We start from the raw sequence: 26365 nt of genomic DNA on the forward strand, positions 1-26365 counted from the left end.
TTATAAGGCTATAATTCTGAAGATATCAAGAGGGTTGATTTATGGAAATTGAAACAATTAGGAAACTTGAAAAGCAGGCACTTAAAAAAAGCGGTACTGACTTTGCAAGACTAGGATTTGCACTATTTTTCATGATAGGTGTTATGACATTTAGCTTAATGAGTAATGGTGGGATTTCTAACAACATGTTTTTAGCCGTTGCTGCACTGATTGGTGCATATATGGCGATGAATATTGGTGCAAATGATGTAGCAAATAATGTTGGTCCTGCCGTTGGTTCTAAATCATTGACTATGACAACAGCCATTATTATTGCAGCCATATTTGAGGCTGCCGGTGCTATTATTGGCGGTGGTGAAGTTGTTAAAACAATAAAAAAAGGCATTATAGACATTTCTGCTTTTGGCGGCAATGTTGATCCATTTATATGGGCGATGATGGCCGCTTTGCTAGCTGCTGCTTTATGGCTTAACTTTGCAACTATGATGAGGGCTCCTGTTTCTACCACGCACTCAATAGTTGGTGGTGTTATGGGTGCTGGTATTGCTGCTGCAGGATTTAGTATTGTAAATTGGACCACAATGAGCAAGATTGCTGCTTCATGGGTCATATCGCCTGTTTTAGGTGGTATTATTGCTGCTGCTTTTCTCTTTGCAATTAAAAAAACTATCATATTTAAAGAAGACAAAGTTCAAGCTGCTAAAACTTATGTGCCTATTTTTGTAGCAATAATGTCTTTAGCATTTGTTACTTACTTAACTCTAAAAGGCCTTTCAAAAATATGGCCACAAGTTGTAGAGACACTAAATATGTTACCTCTAATTTCTATGCAAATCACAGAAAAACCTTCTCTTTCAACTGCTTTAACACTTGGATTGAGTGTAGCAATTTTTGTTTATATATTAGTAAAAAAAAGAGTAGCGTCAAATACAACTACTCTTGAAAACAATAGAGTATCTATAAATAAAATGTTTACTATACCTCTTATATTTTCAGCAGCACTTCTAAGTTTTGCTCATGGTGCAAATGATGTAGCAAATGCCGTTGGTCCATTAGCTGCTATCAATGATGCTATAGTTAATGGCGGGATATCGTCTAAGGCTTCTATCCCATTATGGGTTATGAGTGTAGGTGCCTTAGGTATTGCCCTTGGTCTTGCTCTATATGGTCCTAAGCTTATCAAAACAGTTGGTAGTGAGATAACTGAGCTTGACCAAATAAGAGCCTTCTCTATTGCAATGGCAGCTTCAATCACTGTTATTATAGCTTCTCAACTAGGGCTTCCGGTCAGTTCAACTCATATAGCAATCGGTGGTGTATTTGGCGTTGGTTTTTTAAGAGAGTGGTTGCACATCCAAGAAGATAAAAATACTATCGAAGAAGACAGAATTATCATAAAAGATGAGAGAGAAAACAAAAATGCTTACACTGCAGAGCTTAAAACACTAGAAGAAAAAGATGAAAAAAATCCTGAAGATTACTCTAGGATTGTTGAGCTTTATAAACTTATTGCCAATGAGAAAAAAATCATCAAATCTACAAAAAAAGACATCAAAAGAGCTCAAAAAGTTGAATATGTAAAAAGAGATGCTATTAAGAAAATTGCGGCTGCTTGGGTAATCACAGTCCCTGCAACCGCAATTTTGGCTGCAGTACTTTTCTTTACGATAAAAGGCATTATGGTTTAATAACCTAGTCATCTCAAATCTGAGATGACTAAGAGCTACTCAAAATCTTTTTTTACTATTTCCATAGCTTCAAAAAAATTCATTATTTCCCCTCCATTTTCATTTTTAAACTCTTTTGCATCATTTTCAGAAGAAAAAGCGTACTTGCTTACCCGTGTCATAGTACCGTTGATTTTACTTCCAACCACATAATACGCTTCTCTAATATCTATAAAGTTAAGATTCTTGGCATCAACCACTTGAGGATCGTCTATACTTGCGCCCTCTCTTAAGTGATCGACTAAACAGTGAAAAGAGCAATATTGATATGTTTTATTATCGATAGATGCACTATGAGAAGTTTTATAAAACTTAACTAAATCCATTCCACATCTAGGACAAAATTTTTTCTCTTTGCCATCTTGTAAAAGAATGGCGTTGTCTTTGCTAACAGATTGAAACATAGTAGATTTTATTTGAGAAGCATTAGCAACCGACAATAGCATTATAAACAACACACTTAGTACTTTTAACATTTTAAACCCTTTGTTTTTCATAATATTACCAATAAATTATTAGTTAAGTGTTAAAATAAATAAAAACTTGGATAACCATGAAAAACAAGATAAAAAAATATTTAAAAGAGTTTGTTCTTTTTATTGTTGTTATGACAATCTTCGCAAATGCTTTAAGCTTATATAGAAGCTTAGATTTAAACAAAGAAGCTCTTCCTGCTGAATTCAATGTCATTAAAGATAAACCTGTTCTTGTTCATTTTTGGGCTACATGGTGCCCTGTATGTAAAGTAGAAGCCCCAAACATCCAAACAATATCTGAAAATTTTCAAGTGATAACAATTGCTGTAAAATCCTCAGATAATGATGAGATAAATAAGTATTTAAAAGAAAATAACCTAGATTTTGAATTTATAAACGATTACGACGGTTCAATAGCTCAAAAATTTGGCATAAGCGTTTATCCAACAACTATAATCTACGATAAAGATAGAAATGTAGTCTTTAGCGATGTTGGTTATACAAGTACATGGGGATTGTGGTTAAGAATGCTTTGGGCTGGAATGTAAATATGTATTTTATTTTGATTCAGTAACTAAGATTTAGAGAGTAATGTAGTTTCAAGACGCTTAGCAAGGAAGCGCACATCTAGTGCGCGACGAGCGTAGCAACGCAGAAAATGCGTTACTATCAAAATCCTTACTTGTTAATTTTAACTGCGTAAGCCTTATCCGATAAAGGCACCCAAGGACGCTTGATATGCTGCGGACGACGAAGTGTAGAATTTTCATCTAGACCACGAGTAAGCTCATCTCTCCATCCTTCGTAGATTTTAAAGTTATTGTCATAATTAACATAGATATCACCTATTTTATCACCAGCTTGTGCAGGCTCTAAAATAACTTTTTGGTGCCAACAATGCATACCAGAAATAGGATCCGGATGAGCTGCAGCTACGGCATTTTGCCATGAACCACTCAGTCCATCCCACCAGATATTTTGACTATCTTTGTTATAATCAGCAAATCTTTTAGTATTAAACGGTTTGATACCCTCTACATACTTCATTTTACCTTCTTTACCATCCATTTGAAGTTCAGCAGTCGGAACACCAAAACTATTCAGACCGCTTGTTCCCTCATAATCTTCAATCTTAATTTGTGCACCCTCACGACCAGCATTTTCTGGTGTGTGAGCCATAAATTTAGGATCGTTCATATTTCTAGCAACTGGCTGAGAATCAACTTTTCCATCTGTAACACCATTAGGAATTGTTACAGAATTTACAAGTTTCCATCTACCACCATGGTGTGAACAAGCAAGAGTACCTGGAAGGACACCCTCAGTCGGTATTGCCATAGCTACAAAGTAACCAGACTCTAAACCAGTAACACTATCTGTAATTCTCACACGGATTGCGTCACCGCGCTTAAATCCTTGACGCTTAGCATCCCCAGTTGAAATCCAGATAGGGTCGTGATTTTGTGAAATCTCCATAAGATGCTTAGAATTTGCAGAACGAGTATGGATATTATACGGCAGACGAAAAACCGTATTTAGTGCATACGAGTTTTTCTCTGTCATAAAAGAGTGATTTACATGCGATGTAATATGTACCATCTCTTTTTTCTCTTCTTCGCTTCTTGGATAGATTGGAATAGCATATTCCGGCCATTTCCAATCATCCGCTAGCCATTCACAGAAGAAGTCAAGTTTCTTGTCTAAAGTTGCGAAACCTTCCATCTTAACACCATCAATTTCAATACCGATAGGTTTTTTCTTACCATGAGACTCTGCAGTCATAACACCTGTACGCTTATTGATAGTTACATGTTGTTTATCATATTTATGACCGTGAGAAATATAATTTACACCATCATCTTTAATCTCTTTTTCTTGAGACGAATAGATATGATTCTCTTCCATCCAAGCACCATGATCTCTCATATACTCGTATACCGGGAACTCAGAATTTCTATATCTATTATCAGATGTAGCAGTTTTCTTCAAGTTTGGCAAGTTGTCTCCAAACGCCGCGTCATACCACTCTTCAATTGTAACAGGTTTACCAGGATTTTTCTTAGATTCCCACATAGACTTAATAGTCTTAGTTTTAGCAGCGTCTAAGAATATATCACCCTTTGGATCGATATAGTTAACACACATGTCAAACCAGAACTCATTTTCTTCCCAAACTTCACCAAGACCAGATTTAATATGAGCTTCAAGTGTAGCGCGGTTAGGGTTGTTAGGTTTCCATCCAGCTTTTTCTAAAGCAACACGCATAACCGGTTGACGGAACGATGTCCATCTTGCTGGCATTGTAGCTTCAGAGTGCTGATCGTGTCTTTCACCGGCTAAACCAACAGGTAAAATATAATCAACATACCAGTTTGTCTCAGACCATACTGGAGACAAGTTAAATGTAAGTTCCATTTTTGACTCATCTTTAATAGTCTCAATCCATCTGAAACCATCTGGATTGATCCAAACCGGATTATACATACGAGGAATCCAAACAGCAACTTTTTCAGCTACTTTTAGACCCTTGTCCTGCCATTTCTTCTGCCATTTTTTATCACTAAGAAGGTGTGGTAATAGATATGACATCTCATAAGTTGACAGAGGCCATTCCGGCGGCCATGAAAGCTCATTGTAAACATCGATTTTAGGAATGTTTGAACCTCTTTTACCTTGACCGACAGTTGAACTTCCACCTTTACCACCAACAGAAATAACATGCCAGTGATGGAAGAATGTACCACCCTCAGGTCCGATAGCTCCACGCATACCTAACATCAAAAAGCCTGTACGACCTGATGTCCAGCCACCACGGTTACCAGCTGCAGCTGCACGCCAGAAGTATGTAGAAACAGCAGTGTCAGCCCAAATAACCATATCATATAATTGCTCTAATTTGTAAGCAGGAACATGAGTTTCTTTAACGGCATAATCAAGTGTATATGGAGAGTAAAGCTCTTTTAGCATATCTAGGTATGATTCAAAATCATTACCGGTTGGTACTTTAGAGATATAACCTTTTTGTACCATGAAGTTTAGATAATCTCTGTTATCCATCATAACTTCCCAGTTAAACCATTTTTTAACAAATGCTTTATTTACCTTGTTTTCTGTAAGCATACGCTGTACTAGATAAAGATAGATTGCAGCTTCTGTACCAGGCCATGCAGCAATCCACAAGTCTGCCATACCAGCTGAGTTAGACATACGAGGGTCCATAACTACTAATTTTGCACCTTTTTGTCTTGCATCAGCAATATGTCCGGCAGCTTGTTGGAAATAGTGACCGGCATCAGCAGCATGAGATGAGTTAAGGAAGATTAACTTAGCGTTAGCCCAATCCGGAGAACTTCTATCATCATTTGCCCACTGGATAGTTGGAGTACGACCACCAGATGAACAGATATTTGTATGTGAGTTAAAACAGTCTTGACCTAGAGTGTGCCATACTTTACCAGTAAAGCCATTCTCATTTGGACGGCCAACATGGAACATACATGATTTTTTAGATAACTCATCGTCACCCTTCATTGCGTCATGCATCTTGTTACCGATTGTAGTCATTGCCTCATCCCAAGTCGTACGAATCCATTTACCTTCACCACGAGCAGAACCTGGAGCTCTTTTAAGTGGGAATGCTATACGATCTGGATCATACATTTGAGATTGTGTTGCGTAACCTTTAGCACAGTTACGACCACGAGAACCCGGATGAAGTGGGTTACCCATGTACTTTTTAACTGTGAAAGTTTTCTTGTCAATCCAAGCAGTTAAACCACAAGAAGCCTCACAGTTTGAACATGCAGTAGCAACGATAGCATAATCATTTACTTCGATACCGTCTGGATTAGATTCATTTCTGACACCTTTACGATCGATACCGCCTCTTTTCCAATCATCTCCATCTAACTCTTTAAAATCATCCCACTGATCCATCGGAGGATAGAATGATAATGAGTCTGGAGTGTTGGTAAACTTACTATCACTTACAGATTCTGCAAGTGCATCTGTTGTAAACACGCCTTTTGCAATAGTAGCACCTGCAACAGTAAATGCAGCGCCTTTTAAAAATGTTCTTCTACTTTGTAAATACATTAATATATTCTCCCTAACTCATTGGTAATAATTGTGGAATCATTAGCCATACATGTTTAACTATAGCTAGTCCTACTAACGCCATAATAGCTGCTAGTTTTAAAATACTTTCACTTTTACTACTTCTACTTAATAAAATAAGTATCATTGGTAAAATATAAGCTATCCATTGACCTAACCAGAACATAACAGTATATGGTCCGTCACCTTTGATGTACTCTAGTATTACTGCAATTTCTTCTGCTTTCATCGGGCCAAATACATACTCTGACATGTAGATGATAAATGCCATTAATGCACTTAAACCAAGAACTACGCCTAAAGTTTTTTTAGCTTCATCAGAAAGCTTGTTTCCGCCAACTAAAATCATTGTTGCTGAACCAGCAAGTAAAGCAGCTAAAATCATTTGAGCTGCCTCTGCCGGCATTTGCCATAATTCACGAGCTGTACACTGAGACATAAGTGCTGCTGTATAAAGTGTTACCGGTATCGCAAGGATTGTAGTCCATAGTAATACTTTGTCAAAAGTTTCATTGTTTTTCTTGTACGCAAGAAAAGCAAGAAGAACTAGCAGACCTAAGAATGCCGAAGCCATAAATGAACCCCATGCAATTGCTGATGACCAGCTAGGATAAACAAAAATATGCCACATTCTAAACGGCTGATGTAAGTCTGCAAGTGTAAATAGTAAGAAAATATTAATAAAAATAAATGCAACTATAGCAGTTGGCAATCTTAAATTCTTTGCTGACTCAGGGTGCATTCTAAGAAGAATAAAGAGCATAAAAATAACACCGGTACCGATACTTTTTGCCCACATATTTACTGTAACTAACCAAGGCCAAACTATGCCTGGGATTCCTACATCTAATGTAACCACAGCATTTGTCGCTGCTAATACTTCATGAACAGCCATTAGTGACCTCCTACAGGCATTTTAGATGTCATCTTACCAAATAGATCATGACCTTCAGGACGGAACGATGCAAGTGGGTTAAGAGAAACATTACCGCCACCAACATAGTAATGGTGAGGATTAGTACCTTTTTCAGGCTTACGAACTTGAACTCCGCCTTGACTATTTTGAATATATTTAGAAATATTTGAAGTCGGATCATCTAAGTCGCCAAAAATATTTGCTTGAACAGGACATGCAACAACACAAGCCGGCATCATAGATGAAGCAACTCTGTGCGCACAATATGTACATTTATCGGCAGTTTGTGTTTGAGGATCAATATATATAGCTCCATATGGACAAGCCATAACACAACCGGCACAACCAATACAACGCTCTTTATCAATATTTACAATACCGTTATCTAAATAGTGAAGTGCGCTTACCGGGCAGATTCTCTCACATGGTGCATTTTCACAATGATTACATCTAAGTGGAGTAAATGTTCTTTTTGTTTCTGGGAATGTTCCCACATCTACATATTTAACACGAAGTCTCCATGTACTAAGTGGAACTTCATTTTCCACTTTACATGCGATTTCGCACCCTTTACATCCCATACACAGATGCAAATCAACTAGGAAGCCTAATTGCATATATTCTCCTTGTGGCCTTATTATTGGCAATTATTAAGATTTATTACTATAGTTAATCTTCAAAAAAAAATCTATATTTTAAAAATATAGGATTTCTTACTACATGAATATTACCTTTATAAACCTTAAAGGAGTTATAAAAATGTGATAATTTTATAATATTTTTTACAACTGTGAATATTTGAAAAACAGAAAGTCAGATAATACTTTAGCTCTTAAGCCTTACCCTAACTGACTCTTCATGCGCAGTTAACCCCTCAGTATTTGCTATGAGGGCGCACTCTTGTCCTATCTCGTTTATAGCTTTGGAGCTAAAAGAGATAATAGATGTCTTTTTCATAAAATTCTCTACTCCAAGTGGAGAGTAAAATTTAGCCGTTCCGCCAGTTGGTAGTGTATGGTTTGGTCCAGCCACATAATCACCAATTGCTTCAGGTGTATTGTGACCTAGAAAAATTGCTCCTGCATGTTTAATAAACGGAAGTAACTCAAAAGGATTATTTGTAGCAACTTCTAAGTGCTCTGGAGCTATTTCATTCATCAGCTTTATAGCTTCATCCATATCTTCAGTAACAATTATGGCTCCGCGCTCTTCTATTGATTTTCTCGCAATCTCTTGACGGGGAAGTTTTAATAACCAGTTTTCTAGTTCTATTTTAACCTCATCTGCCAACTTTTGTGATGGAGTGATAAGAATTGAGCTTGCCATCTCATCATGTTCTGCTTGAGAGAGCAAGTCAATAGCTAAGTGAGAAGCATTTGCACTATCATCAGCCAAGATGCCTATCTCACTAGGACCTGCTATCATATCTATATTTACATCACCAAAAACCATCTTTTTCGCAGTTGCTACAAAAATATTTCCCGGTCCTGTTATAACATCAACTTTAGGAATAGTCTGGGTTCCATAAGCCATCGCTGCTATCGCAGATGCACCGCCAACTTTGTAAACTTGCTCTACTCCACACAGATGACATGCAGCAAGCAGAAGTTCATTTGGCTCATTGTCTGGTGTTGGAGTACAGACTACGATGTTCTCAACTCCTGCAACCTGAGCAGGTATGACATTCATAAGAAGTGAAGATGGGTAAGCTGCTTTTCCTCCAGGTATATAAAGCCCTGCACTGTCAACAGCAGTTACTTTTTGACCTAAAATCGTTCCGTTGTCTTCTGTATCAAACCAAGATTTCGGTTTTTGTTTTTCATGATATGCTTTGATTCTATTATAAGAGAGGTGTAGTGCATCTAATAGTTTTTTGTCAATATTATTATATGCTTTTTGCATAGAGTCAGTAGATATCAATAAGTCTTCATCCGCTTTTGGTGTCCAGTTGTCAAATTTAGATATATGTTGCTTTAGTGCTACATTTTTATCGGTTCTTATTTCACTTATAATATTTCCAACAATAGCACTTACTGATGCGATATCCATTTTGCCTCTTTGAAGAAGCTCATCAAACTCAGCTTTAAAGTTAGTGCTTTTTGAATTTGTAAAAATCATTATTTATTTTGTCCTTTAATAAAATCTTCTTTAACTATAGATAGTGCTTTTAGAAAATTTTGGGCATCCATTGCACCCATAAGCGGCTGATACATAGGTTCTCCACTTGGTAATAAAAACCATATTGCAGGGGTTCCTGGTCTCCACATCTCTTTTGGCATATAATCATTGTCATCACTATAAGAGATTATTGAAACAAAGTCGTTGTTTAACTCTTCAATGACTCTTTTGTCTTTAAATGTAGTCTCTTCGAGTTGAACACAATATCTACATGTATGTCTTGATGAAACAAAAAGAACCGGTTTGTTAACTTTTTTCGCATCTTCTAAGCCATTGTTATAATCTTTTGCCCACTTTATACTTGAAGCAGATACATTTACCGCTAATATCAATAATATAGATGTTAAAAATTTAATCATGTTTTTTTACCTTTTTTAATAATTCTTTAGCACACTCAAGTGCACTCTTATCAGTTACTTCTATCACTATATCAGCTAAAGCCAAATACTCCGGTAATCGCTCGTCATATAACTCTTTTGCTTTTTTCAAATCACTAAGAAGTGGTCTTTTTTTGAGTTTTTTCACTGCATTAGGGTGAGAATTGATTCGTTTTAGTATTTTATCAAATGGTGAATTAAGAAGAACTACCGTACCTATCTCTTTTAAGTTTTTTTGCTTGTAAAAACCGCCACCGGTTGAGATAAGAGTATTTTTAACACTGCTTCCTAACCACTTTGAGAGTTTTTTTTCTAAGTCCCTAAAATACTCTTCACCATCCTCGGCAAATATTTTTTTAATGGTCCTGTTTTCCATACTCTCTATAAGGTCATCTGTATCAACTGCCACACAATCTGAGTGTTTGATAACTTCACGAGCAACACTGCCCTTACCCACACCCATGAAGCCAATCAAAATAATATTCTTCACTCTATACCTTCTACTGAAATATTAAAAGCACTCATGTCAAACTCTGGTTTAGTTTTGATAATTTTTCTATATATCAATACCGGTGCTATGACATTGTACTCTAAAATCAGCATACTCACAATAAAAGTAATCGCAAAAATCGGCAATATACTCGGTATAAAAAATGAAACTACAAAACCAACTAAAGAGATTAGAAAGAGTATAAACTGAGTTTTTGCCAATCTTTTATCTATCATATCGTTCATTGTTGGAATTGACATGTAGCCTTTTGCATTGAGGTGAAACCACACTAAAAACGGCACTATCTTATAAAGCATTCCAGACATGATAGAGAAGATAAATCCGCCGCCTATTAAAATAGAGACTATTACTATATATCTAGAATCATAATAATCATTAATAGCCCATGCGAATGTTCCAAGTGTCATAAATATAGCTGCTGTTCTCCAGTACCAAACTGTTACATCACTTATGGGACGGCGGCGTCTATAGAGTTTTAAAAATACTGTTGTAGCAAAAGCCCAAAAGAACAGTGCCACCCATATTTTTGCCACCGTAGAATATGACTCTAAAAATATATTTAAAACCAACCATAAAAGCAAGCCAAAAGAGATAAGCCAGACAACTTTTTGTTTACAAAACGGTTTAAATCTCGGTGCTACATAAAACATCGGCAGAACATGAAATGATACACCGATAATCAACACTCCCGCAAAACCAAAGATAGCCCAAACACTGTGAACATTTGCTAAGAGTACATGTAAAGATGAGAACTTGTCAGTTCCGTATGACGCCAACAGATGCATCCCCATCAAAACTATAAGAAACGCAAAAACCAGACTTGTTATCATCGCTCTTACACTAGCCGTTACATGTACGACTTTACTTAGAGCCAAAAGCATAGGAACAATCAGAGCTAAAAAGCCAATACCCAGAAATACAGATGAGGCTAAAATAAGCTTAGAGTGATCCTCAAGTAAGCCAAAAATCATAAAAAGAGTGCCAAAAACTAAAAATATATGTGCTACTTTGGCTACTGTGTCTATCTTAGATATTTTTACTCCGGCTAATACTGGCAACATTTGAGTCAATGCCCCGAGCATTACAAAACCCAAAAAACCTATAGTTATGGCATGCGTGATTACAATAGATTCTATTGAGTACCTGCTAATCAACATCTGCGGGTCACATAAAAGAATCAACAGTCCTGCAATTACTCCAAAAATAGGTGCTGTTAAAAAAAACCTGATTGGTGCTGATATTGGCGGTGCCTGATCAGCCGATAAACCATTTAAATCCAAGTTGAAGCCCTGCTCTACTCAACTATCATTGATTTCATCATATCTACTATACGGTCAGACTCTGCACTTAGGTGTTGTTGAGCCATAGTGTAAAGCATCTGCTCCTCTTTCATGTTGTGCTGCTGCATTAAAATCATAAGTGTTTCACTGTTTCCAAAAAATTTGTCTTTATCTTTAGCGTCAATTGCCTCGCCCATCTCTTTAATAAGAGCTCTCATCTGAGTATGCTCTTGTCTCATCATGGCAGTTGGACCCTGAGTCATCCCTGTTTTTGTCTCAAATTCTAAAAACATTACGCGTTCTTCCATTTGAAAATGTCTTTCAGTCTCACCGGCAAACAACTCATAGGCTTCTTTTGCAGTATTGATGTCATTTGCTACTGCATCTTCCATGTTTGCAAACAGTTCATCACAACGACTGTGGTCTTCACTTAAATATTCTTTTATTGTACTCATAATTTATACCCTTATTAATAATTGTTGCAATTATATATGAATAATATAAATCTTGGATTATTACATGTCAATTATTTTTCTCTCATTCTAATTATTAACAACAGTTTAAAGAATAAGAAAGTAAACTATTTGTTAAATATAAGTATATTTTATTAGAGTGGATTGATTTGTAGATATGAGAAGGGGTGACATTATGGAAGAAAAAAGTGGAGATTCAACCCCTGGGGTGTGTTTTTTAGTAAATGCAGGTGAGGGAACTATAGATGATAACGATGATGAAACAGTTCTACATGTCAATATAACAAGTGTCAATACAGTAGAGGGTGACTTGGATGATAATAATCAACTGACATTTATCATTGGAGCTTCAAGAGAGTTAAAAGACACAGAGTCCGTAACACTAAACCTTAACATAAATGATATCTCAACTGATGGTTCTGATTATGGATTTTTAAGCCAAGACACCATAACCCTAAACTCAACTAACCAATACCAGACAATCACACTTGATGTATTTGGAGATGAAGTTATAGCAAATAATTATCTACATGTAGATATGAAAGAGGTGGCGTGATGTTTTTATTATCATACATATTTATAGCTGTAGTTATAATCTATATAGGATTAGCGATTTATCTATATAAGCTAGCTATAAAATATTTTCCGCATAAAAAATCTATCTCAAAACTTGTACTGGCTTTTTTTATACTGCTTCCTACTTATGACATCATCATTACAAATATTTTAGGAGGATATTATTGCCTAACTACACCATCGACCTATATAAGTAAAAAAGTAGAGTATCCAGAAAGTATCTATTGGGAAGATAATGTTTATCCAGGATTTAACGAAGAAGATAGAAAGCTGATGATAAAAAACTATCTTGATGGAGTGCATCTAAAAACAATGGCACTAAATGGAGATGATGAAAAGGTATATGTTTATGTCAGAGATGTACCAGTTCAAAAGTATAATGAGATAAATACAAAACTGCTGCTCGAAACAAAAAAATATAACCAAATAAACAAGCAATTTACTAAAGAGCTACTTAAAGAGAATGAAGCTTTATGGCTAGAGCTAAGAGATAAATTTAATGAAGCTAGAAAAATAGTTGATGAGATAGAAAAACAACAAAACTCACTTATAGATAGTTGCTCTGTAAAAGAGAAAGTCTTTACCAAACAAACAATGCCAAAACTTAACTACACAGTAACTTTTAATGAAGTGAAACTAAACTTTTTTTCAAGAAACTTTCTCTATTCAGATGTAACAAAAATAACGGACAACAGCGCAAATGAAGTAATAGCTCAAAATCAAAGGGTTATGAAACTACATTACAACATTATTCCTGCAATGAGTACTTATTATGATCAAGAATCTATGTGTGGTGATGGTTTATATTTTGAAAGAAATGTAATGCAAATGGGTGGATTATATAGGACGCGTAACCATAAAATTTGGTTAAATGAAAAATTATACAAAAAATACATAAAAGGAGAAAAGTAAAATGGAAGCAAATGCAGATACATTAGTAGTAATGGGGATTATTTCAGACAAGGTATATGAAAGTTACTACTTTCAAGATGAAGTTAATCAAAATGGAAGTAAGGTAGAAATAGACCCCAGGGGTTGAATCTCCACTTTTTTAACATTTCATTTTGTCATATTTTTATACATCTTCTACAAAATACACTAAACTTAACTCCAATAATAAAATTACACTTTAAATACCCAAGTTGCAAAGAGATTGATAATGCCAACAAAACCACGAGTAGACTTTGCCGGATATCATCACACAATCAATAGAGGAGTGAATCGTTGTAATATTTTTAATAATAATGGTGACAAAGATACATTTCTAAAAATAATAAATAAAACAGCTACAATACATAAAGTCATTTTACACGATTTTGTTCTCATGGATAATCACTACCACCTTCTTATAGAGACACAAAAAGAAAATCTTTCAACTTTTATGCGCATTATAAATGCAAATTATGCTCAATATTTTAATAAAAGATATCAAAGAAGTGGACATTTATGGCAAGATCGATACAAGTCTAAATATATTACTTCTGAAGATTATTTATATACACTTTTAAGATACATAGAAAACAATCCCATTGAAGCAGGACTTTGTGTGAATATAGGAGATTATCCATATACTTTTGCTTCTTATATATTCAACTCAAAAAAAATCTACCCCTCATTTAATGAATCCATACTATTAAAAGAGTTTGACATAAAAACATTGAGTCAATTTTTAGATAAATCAATTATGGAAGATGAAATAAAGTACCTCAAAGAAAGGCAAAAAGAAAAAATCGAGAAAGTAGAGAATACTCTAAAAATTAGCTGTTGTAAACTACTTGAAGAGCACTTTTACTGCACTGAAACAAAGCTAGAAAGAAACTTAGGCATATTAAACGCTTATCTTGATGGATACACTCAGTCAAATATTGCCATATACTTAAATGTATCAAAATCATTAATATCAAAAGTAATAAAAATGGATATTCAATCTTAATCTCAGGGGTTGAATCTTCACTTTTAGAGATTACATGTAGAAATTGTTATGCCACTTATGACATACTTAGTTTGACTATTACCTGCCATTTATGGCATAATACAGTAAAGGATTTATTATGCTAAGATCAGAACTCATAAATAAAATCATACAAAGAAAAGAAAAGTTAAACATTACTATTGAAAATATTGCAAAATTGAGTAACCTCGGTATCAGAACTGTAAACAGATTCTTTGCCGGAGAAGATGTAAAACTAAGCACCATAGAATATATAACAAATTTATTGGGTGTTGATTTTGCCGGTAATGAGACAGTACCTCTAAAAAAACTACGACAAAACAGAGCAAAAGAAAAAGCAATTTTTATGGCTTCGTTAGTTCAAAGTACTTCGGCTCTTGAGATGCAAGGATTAGAAAAAAATAGTTTAGAAAAGATGATTCACAAATTTGAAAAAGAGTTTCTAACCGGTTCATATAAAGATAGACTTTGGATTGCATGATGATTGACAGCACGAAACCTATAGATGATGCAACACCACTAGATGATACTTCAGGATTAAAACTATCCTCTTTAAAATCCTACTCATTAGAAGAAATATACATAAAAGAAGCCCAAAACATTGCAAATGCAACTTTGAAATACTTGTCTGCTAAACCAACTAAAAAAGATGCGCCCTTCAGTTACGAATGGCTGACAACTCTTCATCATGAAATGTTTAGTGATGTATGGGAATGGGCAGGTAAATTAAGACATATTGAACTCTCTATTGGCATAAAAGCCTATCTAATCCCTGTTGAGTTAAAAAAACTATCTGATGATATAGCGTATTGGAATAAAAATAAAACATTTGACACATATGAAACAGCTACTAGAATCCATCATAGAGCAGTACAAATCCATCCTTTTCAAAATGGCAATGGAAGATGGTCTAGAATGCTGGCAAATATTTATCTCAGACAAAATGGCTTAATGCCTGTTCGATGGCAAGAGGATTTACTGGCAAAAGAGAACTCTAAAAGAGATGATTATATTAAAGCTCTGAAAAAAGCTGATAATGGCGACTATGCAGATTTAATACAGATGCATACTATTACCTATTAACGAAACGAAATAGATATAATTTAGCCAACATGTCAATTATTTCCTCTCATTGTTATTTAAACAGCTTTTTACTATAATATCTTTTTTAAATACAAACGAATAAATATAGGATAATTAATGACAAATAAAAAGTTTATTACTCTTGGTTTTATATCTACCGCAATTACATTGATTTTGATGTTTTCAACGAGTGCATCAGCAAATGCGAAAGAGTCTGATAAAGAAGAAGCTTCAAGACTAGAAGCACTTGCAAAATTTACAAAAGTTATCAGTATAGTTGAGCAGTACAATGTGGATGAAGTGAGTATCGAAGAGTTGATGGACAAAGCACTAGAGGGCATGATGGGCAATCTTGACGCTCACTCTAACTACCTCAAGAAAAAAGATTTTAAAAGTTTAAAAGTACAGACAGACGGCGAGTTTGGCGGTTTAGGAATCACTGTCGGCATCAAAGACGGTGCTCTTACTGTAATTTCTCCTATTGAAGGAACTCCTGCGGATAAAGCTGGCCTGCAAGCAGGTGATATCATTCTTAAAATAAATGAAAAATCCACTCTCAACATGACTATTGACGAAGCTGTGTCGATTATGCGTGGTAAAGTTGGAGACCCTATTGATATTACTATAGTTAGAGAAGGTGAAGCAAAGCCACTTAAAATAAAAATAGTCAGAGGCATAATCACTATAGAATCGGTATATGCTAAATCAATTGGTAATGATATCCAGTACATCAGAGTTACAAGTTTTGACAAAAAAGTTCTTGATGATGTAAGTAAAGCCATCAAAAAACGCAAAAAAACTACTAAAGGGATTGTTCTTGATTTGAGAAACAACCCTGGAGGATTACTTGACCAGGCTGTTGGACTTGTTGATTTGTTTGTTGATGAGGGAGATATAGTTTCTCAAAAGGGCAGAAAAAAAGCTGATGATGAAATATACTCTGCAAAAAGCAGCTCTACAGTAACTAAAGTGCCTTTAGTTGTGTTAGTAAACGGAGGCAGTGCAAGTGCGAGCGAAATTGTAAGCGGTGCACTTCAAGACCATAAACGCGGTATTATCGTTGGTCAAAATACATTTGGTAAAGGTAGTGTTCAAGTAGTGCTCCCTATACAAGAAGATGAAGCTATCAAACTTACAATCGCTAGATACTATCTTCCAAGTGGAAGAACTATTCAAGCAGTAGGTGTTAAGCCGGACATAGAAGTACTGCCTGGTGTTGTTCCGACTAAAACAAATGAGTTTGCTATAAAAGAGGCTGATCTAAAAAAACACTTAGAAGAAGAGTTAGAAAAAGTTGACGGAGTACCAGAAGAGGAAGAAAAAGAGACTAAAAAAGACTCTAAGTTTATTATAACTCAAGAGATGATGAACAAAGATATTCAACTTAAAATTGGCGTTGATGTTATCAAGGCACTAATTATTACAAAAGGATAATAAAAATATGGAAAAAAGAGAACTACTTTACGAAGGTAAAGCTAAAAAACTATTCTTAACAGATGATGAAAACTTAGTTATATCAGAATTTAAAGATGATTTAACTGCGTTTAATGGTGAGAAAAAATCTAGTGAAGCTGGCAAAGGCGCACTAAATAATAAAATCTCAACTGAGCTTTTTAAGCTTTTAGAAGCAAATGGAATCCAGACTCACTTTGTAAAGATGCTAGATGATAACCATATGCTTCACAAAAAAGTTGATGTGATTTTGATAGAAGTTATAGTTCGTAATATTGCAACTGGCTCTCTTTCTCGTAACCTTGGTATTGAAGATGGAAAAGTTCTTCCTTTTACTTTAGTTGAATTTGACTACAAAGACGATGACTTAGGTGACCCTAAACTAAATGACCAGCATGCCCTTATCTTAGGACTTGTTGATTATCAAGATGAGTTAGATAAACTTCGCAGAATGGCTAGACAGGTAAATGATGTCTTAAAGCCTTACTTTGCAGACAAAGGTCTTAACCTAGTTGATTTTAAACTCGAGTTTGGAAAAGACTCAAATGGAAATATCATCTTAGTTGATGAGATTAGTCCTGACAACTGCCGTTTTTGGGATATGGAAAGTGGCGAGAAGATGGACAAAGACAGATTTCGTCAAGGTTTAGGTGGCTTAAAAGTAGCATATGAAGAAGTTTTAAATAGAATTTTAGGAAAATAATTAATGAAAGCAATAGTAAATGTATCTCTAAAAGCAGGTGTATTAGATTCTCAAGGGAAAGCAGTTCACCATGCATTAGATTCTTTACACTTCAAAGGTGTAAGCGATGTTCGTGTTGGCAAACAAATAATTTTAAAATTAGACGAGACGGATAAAACAAAAGCAATGGCTGAAGTAACAAAAATGTGTGAAGATCTTCTTGCAAATACAGTGATTGAAGATTATGAGATTGAGCTAGTATAATGAAAATCACTATTTTACAGTTTCCCGGTACTAACTGTGAGTATGATACTCAACATGCTTTTGAAAAACTAGGGGCACAAACTGAAATTGTATGGCATAAATCAGAATCAATTCCGAGTGACACTAACTTGTTAGTAGTTGCTGGAGGTTTCTCTTATGGAGATTATCTTAGAAGTGGTGCTATTGCTAAATTTTCTCCTGTTATGAAAGCCGTAACTGAGTATGCTAACAAGGGTGGAAAAGTTTTAGGTATATGTAACGGTTTTCAAGTTTTAACTGAGGCTGGGCTACTTCCTGGCGCATTAATGCGTAATGATGGCCTTCACTTTATCTCAAAACATCATCATCTAAAAGTTGTGAACAACGATAATATCTTTTTAGAAAAACTAAACAACAACGATGTTGTAAATATCCCTATTGCTCATCACGATGGTAATTACTTTATTGACCAAGACGGACTAAAAGATTTATATGCAAACAATCAAGTTCTTCTAAAATATACAGATGAAAAGGGTGAAGATAAAAATCCTAACGGCAGTGTCGATTCTATTGCCGGAATCTGTAATAAAGAAAAAAATATTTTTGGTCTGATGCCACACCCTGAGCGAGCAATGGAAAGTATTTTAGGAAGTGATGACGGTATTAAAATGCTACAAGGTTTTTTAACAGCATAATGAGAGGATTACTCTTTGTTTGGTTATTATTTTCAGCGGCTCTTATTGCGAATGAGACTGCTTCAGTAGAAAACGAACTTAGCAAAGAAGAATTACTCAAGCTGCCAAAAGTTATCTATTTAAACTATGAAGAGACACCATCAAGAGTTTTAAAGGGTGAAATATTTAAAGTAACCATCAAAGCTCTCACAACTGCAAAATATTTTACAGATATAGTATATGACTTAAATAACTCTTATGGCTTAAAACTTCTTAGTGACTTTCCTTCACGCGATATTGACCCTAAATATTATTATGAAACTTTTTATTTTTTAACTACTTCAGACAGTGCTAGACTACCGGATTTTACAGCCAGACTTTTAGACTACAATAACAACCAATACAGAACAACTACTCTAGAGGGCAAAAAACTAAATGTAGTTGCGCTGAACCCAAAAAAAGATTTTTCAAACATAGTGGCAGACTCTTTTAATATTGTTGATTATAAGACTACAAGCTATGACTCTACGCATAATATCGTTGTATTTGTAGCTGAGGCACAAAACTGTGATATTGCATCTTTTGAGCTAAAAAATGTACATAAGCAAGGCATGGAATCTGTTTCAGAATCATATTTTGACTCCAAAATAACTTACTATGCGGTAATAGATAAAAAAATAGAAAACTTTTCTTTTTCTTACTTTAATCTAAAAAAAAATAGATTTTTACTTGTCAACATTCCAATACATGTAGACGACGACAGCGTAACAACACAGAGTGATTTGGAACCAAAAAATCAATCTAGAGAACAGCTTAAAATGCAAATTGCAGGTGCTATTGCTACTATCTCATTTTTTATAATTTTATTGCGAAGAAAATACATATATCTAATTTTTATTCTTATCCCGATTGGGTATATTATTTATATTTGGGCTCCATCAAAAGAGATATGCATTAAACAAAATTCAAATATACACTTACTTCCCGTAGCAAACGGAACAATTTTTGAAACAACTCCAACTAAATACCATTTACAAAAAGAAGGAAGCACAAAGGGTTGGACAAAAATACAACTACAAAATAAAAAGGTAGGCTGGGTTAAAAATGAAGATATTTGCTCAAATTAGTTGGCTATTTGCTACAATAATCATATTTGCTTCTCTTGTACTTATGATTTTAACATTCAAGCTTATGCCAAGACCATACAGCAGAAAAATGTCTGCTTGGATTATCAGACTTAGTATATTTCTTAGTGTTGACATCGAGGGAGAAGAAGATCCGCAAACTCAAATGTTTTTACTAAACCATCAAAGCGATTTAGATATAGCTGTTATGGAAACTATAACAAGCAAAGACCTTGCCTGGGTTGCTAAAAAAGAACTATTTGACATACCGTTTTTTGGACTTGCTCTTAAACTGCCCCAAGACATAGCTGTTGAGAGAGAAAATAAAACTTCACTTGTAAAACTTTTAAAAGACGCTAAAAAAGTTATTGATAAAAAAAGAGTTATAACTATGTTTCCAGAAGGTACTCGTTCTACAAAAGGTAAGATGCTGCCTTTTAAAGCCGGAGCTAAAATGGTTGCAGATAAATATAAACTCCGTGTTCAACCGGTTGTATTGATGCAAACCGCTAAATACTATAATGTTAAAAATTTCTACTATAAACCCGGTAGAATCAAAGCAATATACTTAGATTCTTTTGTAGCTGACAAAAGTAACGATGAGTGGCTCAATGACTTACGAATTAAAATGCAAAAGGTATATGATGATGAGTTGGCAAACAATCCTCGCCATAGGTAGCGGCGGTTTTATCGGTGCAGTCCTAAGAGCTTATCTTAATGGTTTAATTTCACATAAATTTCCGCATGATTTGCCCTATGGAACATTGGGTGTAAATCTAATAGGCAGTTTTTTAATGGGTATTTTAATAGCCTACTTCATGTATACGACACTCTTTTCACTTCAAATGAAATTTTTTTTGTCTACAGGGATATTGGGTGCATTAACAACCTACTCTGCTTTTGCGATTGAGAGTTTTTTGCTTTTAGAAAGCGGGAGTATACTTTTGGCTTTTGCAAATATCTCGTTAAATGCTTTTGGCACGATTATTATGGCTGGCAGCGGTTTTTATGCCACTAAGTTCTTTTTAAAGTAAGTAATCAGATTATTATAATCTCATCGGCACACCATTTTGCTAAGTCTAAATCGTGTGTTATAAGCAACATCCCCATACTGTCAAGATGCTTCATCAACATACTCATAACCTCTAATTGAATTACATTGTCAAGGGCAGATGTAGGCTCATCTAACAGTAACAGCTCTGGCTTCATCAGCATTGCTCTAAGTATTGATGCTCGTTGAAGTTGTCCGCCTGAGAGTTCATGCGGAAGTTTTTTAAGTAGCTCGTAATCTAAATCCAAACTCTTTAAATACAAATTCATCTCATCAAGTGGTGCTACATCAGATATTTGATTTAGCAAGCTATAACTTGGATGAAAAGAGCTGTACGGGTCTTGAAATACTTCAGAACAAGAAGCAATTTTTATTGAGCCCAAAAATGGTTTCAAGTTGCTAAGTATAAGTTCAAAAAGTGTACTTTTGCCGGCTCCGCTTGCTCCTACTATAGCTTTTATCTCACCTTTTTTTAGAGTGATTGAGAAGTCATCAAAAAGTAAAAAATCTTTTTTATATCCAAAAGATAGGTTTTTTACTTCTAAAATATTACTCAAGTGCTGACTCTTATTTATTTAACGCTAAGTATAGTTTAGAGAGTTCTTTATAAAGATTATCAGGTTTTATATCAGCATTTTCTTCCCAAATTCTTTTCATAACTACATTATCTTCAGTGCCATCCCAAACTTTAATGTATGAGCCGTCTTTGTATCCATTGTCCTGGCGAAACTGATTTAAAATATTTTTTCCAACATATAATTTATACAAACTCTCTAAATCCAATCCACTCATAAGAACCAATTCAAAGAAATCACTTATCAGTTTCTCAATATTTAATGTTTCTTTAGAGAGGGTGTCAAGCATAATCTCTTCAACTTTTACAATTACAGCATCTTGGTTTGCAAATATTTCGCTCTTTTTATTTATTTTGTTAAAACTTTGCATTTGAGAGATATCAATAGCTAAATCTTCTATACCGCCTCTTAATGTTTGTGAATAATTTTCTATAGCCAAACTCATAACAAAATGCCAAACATCAATAACTTCTATCTGAAGATTTTCCCAATCTGCATCTTGTTCTATATTTTTCCAATGTTTCCAAGTAAAACTGTCAATCATCTCTGCACATTCCATATATATACATCGTTTCCAGTTAATAGTTTTACCGTTTTTTGTAACACCCTTTGTCCACTCCTCACCGTTAGTAGCGTCATTAAGAGCATTTTGAAGCTGTAGCATTAATAATATTTTATCCATGACATTCTCTTTTAAAATTAGTTTGTCTATTGTACCAAATATGATAAAATACCCTACTTAAAACAAAAAAAACATACGAGTATTATGAAAAGAATTAATTGTAGAATATGTGAGTATTATTTCGTGACATGGGAAAAAACTAGACCGCATGGATGTAAAGCATATGGATTTAAATCGCCACAAATACCATCATTATTAGTTTTTCAAAGCAGCGGTAGTGACTGCACGATGTTTAAACCTAAGAGCGCTGCCAAATAATCTTTTTTCCAAAGCCCAAAGTGTTGTCTGTCATCTTAAAATAATCAACTTTTATAAGCCACAATTTTGGACTCATCAACAAAGCTTGCGGAAATTTTTTAAAGTACAAGCTCTCCAAGTTCTTTTCATCTAAAACTGAAACTTCTCCTCTAAACTGAACACCCTGAATCTTACCGACCGTTTTTGTCTCTAAAATTACAGTACCTGCAACAGATGAATTTTTTAGAATATGTTGTATATGTGTAGTATCATCGCTGCTTGCGACAACAAAAGATATTTTTGATTTATCAAAAGCATAAAAAAGACTACATGAACTAAGTTCATCAGCTGTTGATGTAGCTAAACTAAGCACATGGTGCTTGTTTAAAAAAGTTTCTATTTTGTCTAAATCACTCTTCATAAAAGTTTTTAAACAGGTGGTTTTCTAAACTGATTGCATCTTTGAAATCTCTTTTTTCAAGCATCATTTTTGCTATGTCATCATTGGCCATTGTCTCATACATCTCTGTAGGATTTGTCATATTGTAGTAACTTTTCAAAAAATCTAAAAGTACTTCAAAGTTGTCATCTTTTTTATTACTGTATTGTTTAAAGATTTTAAATTCATCCCAATTTATATCAATCACTGCTCTTTCCTGTATTTGTTAATGCTTTTTTTAATCTTTTAATTTATCTTGATATTTTAGCAAAAGTGCTTTGTTTAATCTCTTAATTACTTCCAACATTTTAGCAGTTGAAACTGCAAAATTCAACCTCATAAAACCGCTTCCCTCTCTACCAAAACTAAGTCCGGCATTTAAACCAAGCTTTGCTTCTTGTACAAAAAATTCTCGTAGCTTTTTATCGCCAAGTCCCATACCTCTGCAGTCCAGCCAGGCCAAATATGTAGCTTCAATAGGAGTAACTTTAATAATTTCGGGATATTTTGCACAAACCTCTTCTAGCATATGAAAGTTCTTTAAGAGATGAGTCTTAAGCTCATCTACCCACACTTTTGCATTTTTATATGCCGCTTCAAAAGCTACATGTGAAAGAACATTTCCCTGTGCAAAATGAATGCGATTATAAGTCTTTAAAAACTTCTCTCTTAACTTTTTATTTGGTATTGCTACACTACTCATAGCAAATCCCGCCATATTGAATGTTTTACCGACTCCTATGGCTGTTATAGTAATATTTCTAGCCTCTTGGCTCAAAGATGCAAAAGGAACATGTACATTTGGTTTATAAACCAAATCAGAATGAATCTCATCACTAAACACTACTATATTGTGCTCTAAGCAGATTTGTAAAATCTCTTCTAACTCTTCTTTGCTCCAAACTCTTCCAACAGGATTATGAGGAGAGCACAAAAGAAGCAGTTTTGTTTTTTCATCGATTTTTGATTTTAAATCTTCTATGTCAAAAACATATTTTTTATCCGCATTTTGTTTTAGAGGATTCTTTAAAAGTTCTCTGTCATGCTCTAAGACACTATGAAAAAATGGCGGGTAAACCGGTGTTTGCACTATAACCTTGTCTCCTACTTCACTAAACGCATCTATGACGGTATTCATACTTGCAACAACAGAGTGAGAGTAAAGCATATCTTCAAGTGCAAACTCTACATTATGCTCTTTTTTCATCCACTCTATTTGAGCCAAAAATGCACTTTTGGGCACCTCTTCATAACCAACTATAGGGTGATTCAACCTCTCTTTTACAGCATCTAGGACAAAATCGGGAGTATCTATATCCATATCTGCTACCCACACCGGAAGCACATCATTAGTACCAAACAACTCCTCTCTTAGTGTGTACTTTTCTGCATTGGTATCTTTTCTGCATGCCGATTCTGAAAAATCGTAAATCATTTTTTCTTCCACACGCTAACCTCAGATATAGTATGTTGGTATTTTCTCTTTGTCTCTTTAATAACAAACTCCAAATCTTGTACATGTAACAACTCAAACTTATTGCTTAGAATATTTTTCAAAGTATCCAATGTTTTAACTTCTTTGCCGTTTTCATCTATGTATCCGCCTAGCCATAACTCTTTTTTAGTAGAACTTTCCTGCCATGTATACGGTGAAGTTAAAATAAGCACTCCATCCTCATTCAGCCTCTCATCAACAGTATCTAAAAATAGTCTAGGATTATATAGTCTATCGATAAGATTGGTTGCTATAACCAAGTCATAAGAGTTAAAATTCGGCTTCAAATTACAGGCATCTCCCTGCCAAAAAGAGACTTTATCTTTTTGGTTTTCATATCCAAGTTTTTCTATAGTCACTTTTTTATTTGTGAAGAGTTCACCCTCCTCATAGGTATGAAAAGCTACATATCCCTCGTTTTTTAACTTCGAGCCAACTTGAACAAATCTAACTGAAAAATCAATTCCTTCAACCTCATCAAAAGTTTTTGCCAACTCAAATGTAGCTCGTCCCGTTGCACAGCCTAAGTCAAGTGCTTTTTTTGTGTTTTGCGTGAATTTAGCCGCTATTTTTGCACAAGCTATTGCAAAATTTTCAACTCCAAAGTTTTCATCCCCATACTGAAACTCACAGTACTGAGAAACAAGTTCATCGCTCTCATATATGTCTAGGTTTTTTTCTACATGTGAATCTGAAATCACATAACGAAAGCCTGCATTTTGGAAAAAATGTTTTCTAAAAGCATACCGTGAATGTTTCATAATCAAGTTTCCGCTGCTTGCCCATGATGAGCCCAAAATAAGCGCATGCTTATCATCAAAAGTCGGTGTGGAGAAGTCATCATAGGCAGGATGAACTTCAAAACCTTTAAAACCAAAGATAGGCGTTCTGCTCCACTGCCAAACATTACCGACTACATCATAGATACCGTTGAAGCTAAACTCATTTACAGGACATGAACTAGCAAAATGATAAAAGTTAAGGTTTGCCCTGCTCTCATGAAATGCCGGCACATCTTCGAGCCCTGAGTAGTTATAGATAGCTCTGTATTCAGCTTCGCTAGGGAGCATATAGGTTTTGCCGTCTTTTTGACCCTTAAACCTACAAAAAGCTTCAGCCTCAAGTGCATTTACATCAACGGGCCAATCTTGCGGCATTTCTATTAGTTTACTCAAAGTTCTGTATTTATATATGCCATCTTGTAAAACCCAAAAGCTTGGATGTTTGGCACCGCTTATCTCTAAAAATTTAAGCCCCTCTTCATCCCAATACTCTTGCTTCTCATAGCCCCCATCTTTTACAAACTCCATAAACTCACCATTGCTGACTAAAAACTTAGAGACTTTGAACTCATTCACACTCTCTTCATATTTTCCGTACTCATTGTCCCAGCCATAAAGATTATGCTCTTTTGTTTTGCCAAGTTCTATATGCTCTGCTTCAATACTAAGCATCTCATTTTTAGGTGCATCTCCCCAGTGTTGACAGGGACAAAATAAATCCACTTCCTTTACATACTCTAGTGGCATTTGACGATGTAAAACCAATGATGTTTCTATATGAATTCTCTCATGCTCTATGCCCATAAGTATAATCCACATGTCAGAATCATCAGTAATTGGCAGAGTCATAGGCAGAGTTGTTATTAAATCATCGACTAAGTCTTGTACTTTTTTTCTATACTCTCGTACATCCTGCACTTTTGGCCATTTATAATGTGTATCATTCAAATCATCCCATGCCATCTCATCTACGCCAACAGCAAATATCGACTCATACTCTGGATTTATTCTATCTTTGATAATTTTCATATTTATTAGTTTATTTATAAAAAAAGTAGCCGTGTGTCCAAAATAAAATATCATTGGATGTCTAGTAATTTCTGACTGTTTATAAAAAACATCATCACTCTTTAAAACATCAAAAACTGATTCAAAAAGTTCATATGTATTATGAAAGTACTCTCTAATCTCTTCTCGTTTTGTTTGTATGTCACTTCCGTCAAGCGTTACAGGATATAAACTAAATTTACTCAAAAAATTACCTT

31 protein-coding genes are annotated in these 26365 nt (G+C 34.8%); 16 read left to right on the forward strand and 15 right to left on the reverse strand.

The window, feature by feature from the left end; all coding sequences use genetic code 11:
- Positions 1–41 precede the first annotated feature (41 nt).
- Positions 42–1688 carry an inorganic phosphate transporter gene (locus tag OQK60_RS09215; protein ID WP_297686311.1) on the forward strand — a complete coding sequence of 549 codons (1647 nt, stop codon included), beginning with the start codon at positions 42–44 and terminating at the stop codon, positions 1686–1688.
- Between the two features lie 35 nt (positions 1689–1723).
- On the opposite strand, the gene OQK60_RS09220 is transcribed toward OQK60_RS09215, so the two are convergent.
- Positions 1724–2203 carry a nitrous oxide reductase accessory protein NosL gene (locus OQK60_RS09220; RefSeq protein ID WP_297686313.1) on the reverse strand — a complete coding sequence of 160 codons (480 nt, stop codon included), beginning with the start codon at positions 2201–2203 and terminating at the stop codon, positions 1724–1726.
- Between the two features lie 77 nt (positions 2204–2280).
- Between OQK60_RS09220 and OQK60_RS09225 the strand changes: the two genes are divergently transcribed.
- Complete coding sequence (locus OQK60_RS09225) at positions 2281–2751, forward strand: protein disulfide oxidoreductase (protein WP_297686315.1); 471 nt, start codon at positions 2281–2283, stop codon at positions 2749–2751.
- A 130-nt stretch (positions 2752–2881) separates the two neighbouring features.
- Here OQK60_RS09225 and OQK60_RS09230 read toward each other — a convergent pair whose 3' ends face one another.
- The 8 genes from OQK60_RS09230 to OQK60_RS09265 form a co-directional block, all read right to left on the reverse strand.
- The gene (locus OQK60_RS09230) at positions 2882–6298 is read right to left on the reverse strand and encodes a molybdopterin-dependent oxidoreductase (protein ID WP_297686317.1); all 3417 of its coding nucleotides are present in this window, start codon (positions 6296–6298) and stop codon (positions 2882–2884) included.
- A 13-nt stretch (positions 6299–6311) separates the two neighbouring features.
- Entirely contained in the window at positions 6312–7214 is a 903-nt protein-coding gene (gene nrfD, locus OQK60_RS09235) for an NrfD/PsrC family molybdoenzyme membrane anchor subunit (RefSeq protein ID WP_297686319.1), read from the reverse strand.
- Positions 7214–7852 carry a 4Fe-4S dicluster domain-containing protein gene (locus OQK60_RS09240; RefSeq protein WP_297686320.1) on the reverse strand — a complete coding sequence of 213 codons (639 nt, stop codon included), beginning with the start codon at positions 7850–7852 and terminating at the stop codon, positions 7214–7216. The genes nrfD and OQK60_RS09240 overlap by 1 nt, the downstream gene beginning before the upstream one ends.
- A 208-nt stretch (positions 7853–8060) precedes the next feature.
- Positions 8061–9353, reverse strand: a complete 1293-nt coding sequence (gene hisD / locus OQK60_RS09245) for a histidinol dehydrogenase (RefSeq protein WP_297686322.1) — start codon at positions 9351–9353, stop codon at positions 8061–8063.
- Complete coding sequence (locus OQK60_RS09250) at positions 9353–9772, reverse strand: DUF255 domain-containing protein (RefSeq protein ID WP_297686324.1); 420 nt, start codon at positions 9770–9772, stop codon at positions 9353–9355. Before OQK60_RS09250 ends, hisD begins: the two co-directional genes overlap by 1 nt.
- Positions 9765–10280 (reverse strand): shikimate kinase, encoded by a 516-nt coding sequence (locus OQK60_RS09255; RefSeq protein WP_297686327.1) that lies wholly within the window; start codon positions 10278–10280, stop codon positions 9765–9767. The genes OQK60_RS09250 and OQK60_RS09255 overlap by 8 nt, the downstream gene beginning before the upstream one ends.
- Entirely contained in the window at positions 10277–11581 is a 1305-nt protein-coding gene (locus OQK60_RS09260; RefSeq protein ID WP_297686328.1) for a hypothetical protein, read from the reverse strand. The genes OQK60_RS09255 and OQK60_RS09260 overlap by 4 nt, the downstream gene beginning before the upstream one ends.
- 14 nt (positions 11582–11595) lie before the next feature.
- The gene (locus OQK60_RS09265; protein ID WP_297686330.1) at positions 11596–12036 is read right to left on the reverse strand and encodes a hemerythrin domain-containing protein; all 441 of its coding nucleotides are present in this window, start codon (positions 12034–12036) and stop codon (positions 11596–11598) included.
- A gap of 193 nt (positions 12037–12229) precedes the next feature.
- On the opposite strand from OQK60_RS09265, the gene OQK60_RS09270 reads away from it, so the two are divergent.
- The 13 genes from OQK60_RS09270 to crcB all read left to right on the forward strand — a co-directional run bounded on the left by OQK60_RS09270 (position 12230) and on the right by crcB (position 20873).
- Positions 12230–12610, forward strand: coding sequence for a hypothetical protein (locus tag OQK60_RS09270; RefSeq protein ID WP_297686332.1), 381 nt, complete (start codon positions 12230–12232; stop codon positions 12608–12610).
- Positions 12610–13542: a hypothetical protein gene (locus OQK60_RS09275; protein WP_297686334.1), complete on the forward strand. Its 933-nt coding sequence runs from the start codon at positions 12610–12612 to the stop codon at positions 13540–13542. Before OQK60_RS09270 ends, OQK60_RS09275 begins: the two co-directional genes overlap by 1 nt.
- Position 13543: 1 nt before the next feature.
- On the forward strand, positions 13544–13669 hold the full coding sequence (locus OQK60_RS09280) for a hypothetical protein (RefSeq protein WP_297686336.1): 126 nt from the start codon (positions 13544–13546) through the stop codon (positions 13667–13669).
- Positions 13670–13789: 120 nt separating this feature from the next.
- Entirely contained in the window at positions 13790–14563 is a 774-nt protein-coding gene (locus OQK60_RS09285; RefSeq protein WP_297686338.1) for a transposase, read from the forward strand.
- A 118-nt stretch (positions 14564–14681) separates the two neighbouring features.
- Entirely contained in the window at positions 14682–15062 is a 381-nt protein-coding gene (locus OQK60_RS09290; protein WP_297686340.1) for a hypothetical protein, read from the forward strand.
- Positions 15062–15664, forward strand: coding sequence for a mobile mystery protein B (locus OQK60_RS09295; RefSeq protein ID WP_297686342.1), 603 nt, complete (start codon positions 15062–15064; stop codon positions 15662–15664). The genes OQK60_RS09290 and OQK60_RS09295 overlap by 1 nt, the downstream gene beginning before the upstream one ends.
- A gap of 177 nt (positions 15665–15841) precedes the next feature.
- The gene (locus tag OQK60_RS09300; RefSeq protein ID WP_297686400.1) at positions 15842–17098 is read left to right on the forward strand and encodes a S41 family peptidase; all 1257 of its coding nucleotides are present in this window, start codon (positions 15842–15844) and stop codon (positions 17096–17098) included.
- A gap of 7 nt (positions 17099–17105) precedes the next feature.
- On the forward strand, positions 17106–17819 hold the full coding sequence (gene purC, locus OQK60_RS09305; RefSeq protein WP_297686344.1) for a phosphoribosylaminoimidazolesuccinocarboxamide synthase: 714 nt from the start codon (positions 17106–17108) through the stop codon (positions 17817–17819).
- A gap of 3 nt (positions 17820–17822) precedes the next feature.
- A complete protein-coding gene (gene purS, locus OQK60_RS09310) occupies positions 17823–18062 on the forward strand; it encodes a phosphoribosylformylglycinamidine synthase subunit PurS (RefSeq protein ID WP_297686347.1) in 240 nt (79 codons plus the stop codon).
- On the forward strand, positions 18062–18736 hold the full coding sequence (gene purQ, locus OQK60_RS09315; protein WP_297686349.1) for a phosphoribosylformylglycinamidine synthase I: 675 nt from the start codon (positions 18062–18064) through the stop codon (positions 18734–18736). Before purS ends, purQ begins: the two co-directional genes overlap by 1 nt.
- The gene (locus OQK60_RS09320) at positions 18736–19842 is read left to right on the forward strand and encodes a hypothetical protein (protein WP_297686351.1); all 1107 of its coding nucleotides are present in this window, start codon (positions 18736–18738) and stop codon (positions 19840–19842) included. The genes purQ and OQK60_RS09320 overlap by 1 nt, the downstream gene beginning before the upstream one ends.
- Complete coding sequence (locus OQK60_RS09325; RefSeq protein ID WP_297686353.1) at positions 19820–20518, forward strand: lysophospholipid acyltransferase family protein; 699 nt, start codon at positions 19820–19822, stop codon at positions 20516–20518. The genes OQK60_RS09320 and OQK60_RS09325 overlap by 23 nt, the downstream gene beginning before the upstream one ends.
- Entirely contained in the window at positions 20487–20873 is a 387-nt protein-coding gene (gene crcB / locus OQK60_RS09330; protein ID WP_297686355.1) for a fluoride efflux transporter CrcB, read from the forward strand. Before OQK60_RS09325 ends, crcB begins: the two co-directional genes overlap by 32 nt.
- 4 nt (positions 20874–20877) lie before the next feature.
- Here the strand turns inward: crcB and OQK60_RS09335 are convergent, their stop codons facing one another.
- Both OQK60_RS09335 and OQK60_RS09340 read right to left on the reverse strand, forming a co-directional pair.
- Positions 20878–21447: an ATP-binding cassette domain-containing protein gene (locus tag OQK60_RS09335; RefSeq protein ID WP_297686358.1), complete on the reverse strand. Its 570-nt coding sequence runs from the start codon at positions 21445–21447 to the stop codon at positions 20878–20880.
- 10 nt (positions 21448–21457) lie between these two features.
- Positions 21458–22147: a dUTP diphosphatase gene (locus OQK60_RS09340; protein ID WP_297686360.1), complete on the reverse strand. Its 690-nt coding sequence runs from the start codon at positions 22145–22147 to the stop codon at positions 21458–21460.
- A gap of 84 nt (positions 22148–22231) precedes the next feature.
- On the opposite strand from OQK60_RS09340, the gene OQK60_RS09345 reads away from it, so the two are divergent.
- Positions 22232–22405, forward strand: a complete 174-nt coding sequence (locus OQK60_RS09345; protein ID WP_297686362.1) for a uracil-DNA glycosylase — start codon at positions 22232–22234, stop codon at positions 22403–22405.
- On the opposite strand, the gene OQK60_RS09350 is transcribed toward OQK60_RS09345, so the two are convergent.
- From OQK60_RS09350 to ovoA, 4 genes are read right to left on the reverse strand one after another with little or no spacing between them, the layout of a single operon-like run.
- Positions 22386–22805 carry a pyridoxamine 5'-phosphate oxidase family protein gene (locus OQK60_RS09350; protein WP_297686364.1) on the reverse strand — a complete coding sequence of 140 codons (420 nt, stop codon included), beginning with the start codon at positions 22803–22805 and terminating at the stop codon, positions 22386–22388. The genes OQK60_RS09345 and OQK60_RS09350 overlap by 20 nt on opposite strands.
- Positions 22795–23031: a hypothetical protein gene (locus OQK60_RS09355; RefSeq protein WP_297686366.1), complete on the reverse strand. Its 237-nt coding sequence runs from the start codon at positions 23029–23031 to the stop codon at positions 22795–22797. Before OQK60_RS09355 ends, OQK60_RS09350 begins: the two co-directional genes overlap by 11 nt.
- 30 nt (positions 23032–23061) lie before the next feature.
- Positions 23062–24270 carry a pyridoxal phosphate-dependent aminotransferase gene (locus OQK60_RS09360; RefSeq protein WP_297686368.1) on the reverse strand — a complete coding sequence of 403 codons (1209 nt, stop codon included), beginning with the start codon at positions 24268–24270 and terminating at the stop codon, positions 23062–23064.
- The gene (gene ovoA, locus OQK60_RS09365) at positions 24255–26354 is read right to left on the reverse strand and encodes a 5-histidylcysteine sulfoxide synthase (RefSeq protein WP_297686370.1); all 2100 of its coding nucleotides are present in this window, start codon (positions 26352–26354) and stop codon (positions 24255–24257) included. The genes OQK60_RS09360 and ovoA overlap by 16 nt, the downstream gene beginning before the upstream one ends.
- Positions 26355–26365: the final 11 nt, after the last annotated feature.

The organism is Sulfurimonas sp. (genome assembly GCF_026196735.1).
Classification (GTDB): Bacteria; Campylobacterota; Campylobacteria; order Campylobacterales; family Sulfurimonadaceae; genus Sulfurimonas.